This window comes from Flavobacterium caeni, from assembly GCF_900101895.1.
GTDB classification, from domain to species: domain Bacteria; phylum Bacteroidota; class Bacteroidia; order Flavobacteriales; family Flavobacteriaceae; genus Flavobacterium; species Flavobacterium caeni.
On the sequence record NZ_FMVF01000038.1, the window covers coordinates 1 to 6,121 of the forward strand.

Sequence of the window (6,121 nt, forward strand, 5' to 3'; positions counted from 1 at the left end):
AAATTGTTATTCCTAAATCAGCGGTTCGTAGCTTATGGGGAAAAACAAGGTTCTTATAACGTTAGGCCGCTTCACGACGTTGCCGATCAAAGCGGAATGAGTTCTCTCTGCCGAAGATAAACAATGTTCGTGAAAACCGAACATTCAACTCACCCAAATCCCGGCAATGTCGATGAAACGGCGGTTAGGCGCTTGCATCGTCGAGGTTGATTTTAATTATATCTTCACTTTCAACTCTTCGAATAACTAAAGTTGCGACCTCGAGTTGCTGTTTGTTGTTGCTTCCAAACGTCCAGTTTTCAATTTTTTTCTCGCCGAACAAGTAATAACCTTTCGATTCAAGTTCTTTAAGTAGTTTAGAAAGGGACAATGAAATTTGAACTTTTTGATAAGGTTCTGATAAACTTATTATATCAAGATAATCAAGAAAATCTTGAGCGACGCCACCTATAAATTCAGCTTCTTCTTCCGACTCAATTTCATCATGATCAGTTCTGCAGCCAGTTGCGGAAAGAATATCTAATAGTTCTTTACCGGAAGTAATTCTAACTAGAAATTTAGGTTTTGAGTTTTTTTGGATACTCAAATTCAAAGTATTTTTCACCCAATTTTCATGATTTTGTTTCATGTATCTCAATACTTCCTCTGTGTACGTATCAATCAAAGTGTCAATTTCTTTATGGTGATTTCTACATAATAGTATTAAGTTGTCTAAAGTGTCAAAATTTTCTAACAATTTATGTCTAGGCCCTTTCTCTTCGCTACTTATTATATGACATTCCTCGCCAATATTAAATTCGTCCTGAGTTTCCTTTTTATTAAATAACTCTGTTTTACAGAAAGCACATCGATTCCCAGATTTTGCCCAAAGATTTTTTCTGTTTTTAGTGGAAATAGCCATTCTTCGATTTATTGATGGATTTTCTGGATGCTTGCGCCTAACGTTTCGCCGGTAAGCGAAGTTGCCGACCAAAACGAACTGAGTTCCCTCTGCCGAAGATAATGTTTCTTCGTGAAACCGCAATTTCCGGCTACCGAAAACCCGGCAATTTTGCTTACCGGCTGTTAGCAGATGGCCCGCTATTTTGTTCTTTTAATTTTAGAAGGATTTTGCCTTGTATCGAAAACGTCCGCAATTTTTATATGTTTCGCCTTTTCGTCTACTGAGTAAATTAATTTGTAATTCCCGCAAACAAGATATCGATATTCATCTTCTCTATCTAAAAGCAAATCTTCACGTTGACTGATTTCTGGGTTTGAAATCAATTTATTGGGTTCTTCGATAATTTCTTTGAGCAGATTTTTAGCAACACGAACACTTACAAATTCAAAGTAATATTCAAATATTTTATCCAATTCAATTTCAGCTTGATCAGACCAAATGATTTTAAAATGTTTCATTTGTATTTAGCCAAAAGTTGAGTGCTTGTTTTGAATTTTCCAGTTTTAAAATCGTTTTCCGACTTATCAATTCTAGAATTCAATTCTGCAATCGACATTGGTTTAATCGATTGTTCTTTTTTCGATTTCTTTTTCAACAAATTTTCAAACTGAGAAATGACTTCCTCGCTTTGGAGTTTTAAAAACTCTTGCACAAATTCTATTTTTCTAGTTTGCAAATCCATAATAAGTTATTTGAAGTCAAATTTACAAAATATCTAATCTTGAGAATGTTAATTTTTCAACGATTTTCTTGGGCTTTCTGCTAACGTTCTCCGCATTTGCGCGGTCGCGTCAAAGCGAACTGAGTTCTCTCTGCCGAAGATAAAACTTTCTACGTAAAACCACAACCTCCGGCTACCGAAAACCAGCGATCGCGTAAATGCGGTGTTGCACGATGACGCCTGGCAAAGTAAATTGATCCAGCTTATTTTTATAGTTACAAGAAGATTTAAATTTTCAAAGAATTATCTTAGAATTTGCGGTTAGAAAATCTACAAAGTAACCACAACGAAACTCCACAAGATTCTCGACAACGAATTTCGCCAAAGATTTGTTGGGAAATTTTCTAGTCGAAGACGAATTTTCTTAAGAAGATTTCAGCGCAACGAGACTCATATGAAAACCCGACAAAGCTTGGCGACAAAGTTTTCGGCGCTACAATTATATTTTAAGATTCAACACAAAGCAAATCATATGAAAATTCAAGACAAAGATTGGATAGGGAAGTGGGTTCTGCGCAATCATCTCCGGGATTCCTCGGCGTTTTCGTGCAACGTTCCCTGTATTTGCGCTGGAGCGGAAATAGGAGCAGAGTTCTCTCTGCTAAGATAAAACTTTCTTGGTTTGGACGAACGTCTAACTTGCTCAAAACCAGCTCTAGCGTAAATACAGTGTTGTGTGCAGTTTCTTTTTATTCATAATATTCAATTGTAGTTTCTGCTGGAACAGTTCCGTTAGTAGTAATTTCATATGCACTTATAGGATAATTTTCAGTGTTATATGAATATGTTATATCAAGAGTAGTACCAGTTATGTTAGTTGAAGTAATGTTATTATTTCCATTTGAATATAAAAACCAAAACGGATTATCAAAATAGCTTAACATTGGACTTTCTGCTTGTGCTAGAGCTAACATTCCAAAGAGATATTGGTCAAATCCTTTTATATTTTTGAATATATGATTTTTGGTATCATATTCAAAATTTTTATTACCTAAATATATTACATTTCCGCCTACTAATTGAATGTTATAAATTTGACCGTCATAATATCCGCCTATAGCATTAACAGTTATTTGATTATTAGAAATATAAGAAATTAATATCGAGTGATTTTGATTAGAATCTTGGTTATAAGCATAAATCACTTTTGAAACTCTCTTTTGTGCATCATATTCAAATGTATATTCTTTAATTTGATTTAATCTTATATACTTACAGTATGTTATTAAATCATTAGTATAGGTAAATCGTTGAATAGAATGGCCACTATCTGACGAACCAGGATTATATGGGGAATAATTTGAATATGTTACATTCCAATCGATGCGAACAATTTTACTATCTTCATATGTGTATTCAACCTTGGAATTACCGTCTGCATAAAAATTAATGTTAGTAGTACCATTTGTTTGAGAATATAGATACCTATTATTCCAAATTGTATTAATCTTCTTTACCAGAATAATTTCCTCGTTCCCATCTTCACCACTATAATTATGTTCTTCATCGCTGTTGCTACATGAATATACTAATCCGATGAGAATTAGAAAAATAAATGATTTTTTTGTTTTCATAATTAGTTAGTTTTTTTGCCGAATCTTTCAAAAGTGCAGTTTTCGACTACGCTGTTTGTGTTAAAAATATTTAGTTCGTACTTTATTATTTAATCTTCCGTTCTTTTATCACGTCGCTTTTGTCAAATTGCACACAACGTGTCGCCTGTAACCGTCAGTCGCGGATCCAAGCGAACCGAGTTCTCTCCGCCGAAGATAAACTTTCTTCGTGAAAACAAAATGTTCTGTAACCGAAATCTCCGCGATTGCGGTTACAGGCTGTTACTAGCAGTTATAATTTCAAATTCTTTTTTAATAGATTAAAGCCATTCCAATCTCCAGATTCGTTGTATGAGAACTTGTCATTTTCAGTAATAATTTCATTGATAACCCTTAAGGTGCTGAAAGTTTCACGTTTTGGAAGGTGTCGCATTTCAATTTCAAATTTAACCAACGATTGAATTTCTTTTTTATTCAGTTTTTTCTTTTTGTCTTTATATTGAAGAAATAATTTATTTTTTGCTTTTGTAATTTCAATTGAATCTTTTCCATTTTCAAAACAACCTGCATAAAACATCTTGATTTTAATTGTTTCCCCATTCTTTTGCTTGGTAAAGAATAAATTATCTGTTTTTGGATTTTGAAGATGATCTACAAAAAGTATCACGGTTTGCCCTCCAATTAAATTATCTTTTTCATTTAAAGCAACATTTTTCTCTATCTGTTCATCGAAAATATTTCTATATAAGAATTTGTAATGGCCGCTAGTAACATTTTCAAATAGCGCAAAAGAATCGGGATAAGGAATAATTTTGTATGGAAAACCATCCTTGTAAATTTTTAAAGTATCGACATAATGACCAAAGCTATGTTCCAATTGACTATTTTCAATGCGAACAGAAAGGTTAATCTGCGAAAACGCAAATAAAGGAAAAAGTAATAGTTTCAATGTTACAACGAATTTTCTCATAATTGCTAGTAACGTTTCGCCGGTAAGCGAAGTTGCCGACCAAAGCGAAGCAGAGTTCTCTCTGCCGAAGATAATATTTCTTCGTGAAACCACAACTTCCGGCTACCGAAAACCCGGCAATTTTGCTTACCGGCTGTTAGCGGTTCGTTGTTTTATTTCGCTGCTTTTATCCATTCATTTACAATTGTTGTCAATTCAGCTTTTCCATTTTCGATGTCTTGCATACTTTTGAATGTTATGATAGCTCTGTCATTCTCTTTCCAGACTAACATTTTACTTTTATTTGCAATTAATTTATCTTTTGGTTGTTCTTGCTTTTTTGCACCTCTATGAAAGATTAACTGTACTTGTTTAGTCGGTGGCTGAACTCTCATTGTAATTCGGTCTTCGCTGTCAAAGCAGTAGTTTGGCCCATTCCACTTTATATTTTCAGTCAAGTTTTTATCTGCTGATAAAATGCAATTTCTTAGTTGCTCAATTTCCTTTCTAAAAGGGTGCTTTAGCTCGTCCAATAAGGCGGTTACTTCGCTGTTTAGATTAATTTTTTGTTTGACCATTGTTTTGTTTTTTTAAGAATAATTGTCCGCCAAGCCAAGCACTTGGTAACGAAATTAGAATAATTGCAATGTTGTAAAAAGGAATTGCCTTGTCCCACATTGCAAATGAGCCCAAAAGACTTAAAACTGTCCCAATAACCCCAATGATAATAACGTGTTTCATTGGGTTGTTAGGTGCTAATCTTGCCGCTAAGTAGCAACCAATTACATTGAAAATAAATCGGTAAACTATGACTAAAAAAATCACAAATAGTGGTGTTTGTTTGAAATTTTCCATAGACATAATTCCCATTTCGCCCATCAAAAAGTCTGCTCCAACAGAAAGAACTGCCCCTAATACAAATCCTGCTAATACTGCTCCTATACTTTTAAAAATTGTCTTATTCATTTTTATATTTTTTAAGTTTCGGCAAAAATACTTCGGTCAAATGTTTTGAAATAGAACAAAACCGACACCATACCAAATTAACTTGTGCCATAGTTTAAATACTCACTTGGATTTATTTGAGTAAACTCTTTAAAAGCTCGGATGTAATGGCTTTGGTCGGCATAGCCGTGATTAAATGCTATATCAGATAAGTTGTTATAGTTTCCCAAATTCAAGTCTGTAAATGCTGAATTGAATTGGCAAATGCGTCTGTATGTATTTGGTGAAAGACCAATGTTTTTCTCAAACATTCTTTGAAAGGTTCTCTCAGAAATATTTAATTCTCGTTGAACATCAATAAGTGCTTCTTTAGAATAATGCTTTGCTATTTTTTCAGAAGCATATTTAATAGTATCTGAAATGCTTTTAGATGCTCCCGCAAGTCCAAAAATATAATTGTCCAATGATGAAATCATTTCCTCAATGTTTTTACAATTCAATAATTTGTCTTGAAGAGAAATAGTTTTTTGTGGAGAAAGTAAATTAAGGTCAATTGGTTTGTCGGTTAACTCAAAAGCTGGAACTCCAAAGAGTGAGATTAAGGAGTGAGGTTTTAAAAAGTAGGCAATTAATGTAAAGTCTGTATTTAGTGTCAGACTGTCGGGGGAAATTGTTTGCCCAAAAAGAGTGAGATAGTTACTGTTGCAATTTCCAAGTTTACCTTTTGTCGATTTAAAAAGCAAAGTCGGAACGCCATTAGCATATAAAGGAAGAACAAAAGGTGTCAACAAAACATCGTTTTCAATTACCAATATTCTGTCAACATAGTCGGCAATTTTATTATTTGGTATAATGTTTTGAACTCTCATTTCCTGTCAATATTCTGTTGTCTGGTGGGTCGTCCTACAATGACCGCTAACGTTTCGCGCATTTGCGTGGTCGCGTCAGAGCGAACTGAGTTCTGTCTGCCGAAGATAAACAAAGTTCGTGAAACTAAAACGTTCCGGCTA

The 6,121-nt window shown here is 34.0% G+C and carries 8 protein-coding genes; all 8 read right to left on the bottom strand.

Features of this window, described 5'->3' with window-relative positions:
• Window positions 1-184: 184 nt before the first annotated feature.
• On the bottom strand, window positions 185-901 hold the full coding sequence (locus BLP55_RS16060) for an HNH endonuclease (protein WP_139149785.1): 717 nt from the start codon (window positions 899-901) through the stop codon (window positions 185-187).
• 179 nt (window positions 902-1,080) lie between these two features.
• On the bottom strand, window positions 1,081-1,401 hold the full coding sequence (locus tag BLP55_RS16065; protein WP_091147197.1) for a type II toxin-antitoxin system RelE/ParE family toxin: 321 nt from the start codon (window positions 1,399-1,401) through the stop codon (window positions 1,081-1,083).
• Window positions 1,398-1,625, bottom strand: coding sequence for a hypothetical protein (locus tag BLP55_RS16070; RefSeq protein ID WP_091147200.1), 228 nt, complete (start codon window positions 1,623-1,625; stop codon window positions 1,398-1,400). Before BLP55_RS16070 ends, BLP55_RS16065 begins: the two co-directional genes overlap by 4 nt.
• 728 nt (window positions 1,626-2,353) lie before the next feature.
• Window positions 2,354-3,238: a hypothetical protein gene (locus tag BLP55_RS16080; RefSeq protein ID WP_091147207.1), complete on the bottom strand. Its 885-nt coding sequence runs from the start codon at window positions 3,236-3,238 to the stop codon at window positions 2,354-2,356.
• 271 nt (window positions 3,239-3,509) lie between these two features.
• Window positions 3,510-4,187, bottom strand: a complete 678-nt coding sequence (locus BLP55_RS16085) for a hypothetical protein (protein ID WP_211516844.1) — start codon at window positions 4,185-4,187, stop codon at window positions 3,510-3,512.
• Between the two features lie 152 nt (window positions 4,188-4,339).
• A complete protein-coding gene (locus tag BLP55_RS16090; protein ID WP_091147216.1) occupies window positions 4,340-4,744 on the bottom strand; it encodes a DUF1801 domain-containing protein in 405 nt (134 codons plus the stop codon).
• Complete coding sequence (locus BLP55_RS16095; RefSeq protein WP_091147219.1) at window positions 4,725-5,132, bottom strand: hypothetical protein; 408 nt, start codon at window positions 5,130-5,132, stop codon at window positions 4,725-4,727. Before BLP55_RS16095 ends, BLP55_RS16090 begins: the two co-directional genes overlap by 20 nt.
• Before the next feature lie 77 nt (window positions 5,133-5,209).
• Complete coding sequence (locus tag BLP55_RS16100; protein ID WP_091147223.1) at window positions 5,210-5,980, bottom strand: helix-turn-helix transcriptional regulator; 771 nt, start codon at window positions 5,978-5,980, stop codon at window positions 5,210-5,212.
• Between the last annotated feature and the right edge of the window lie 141 nt (window positions 5,981-6,121).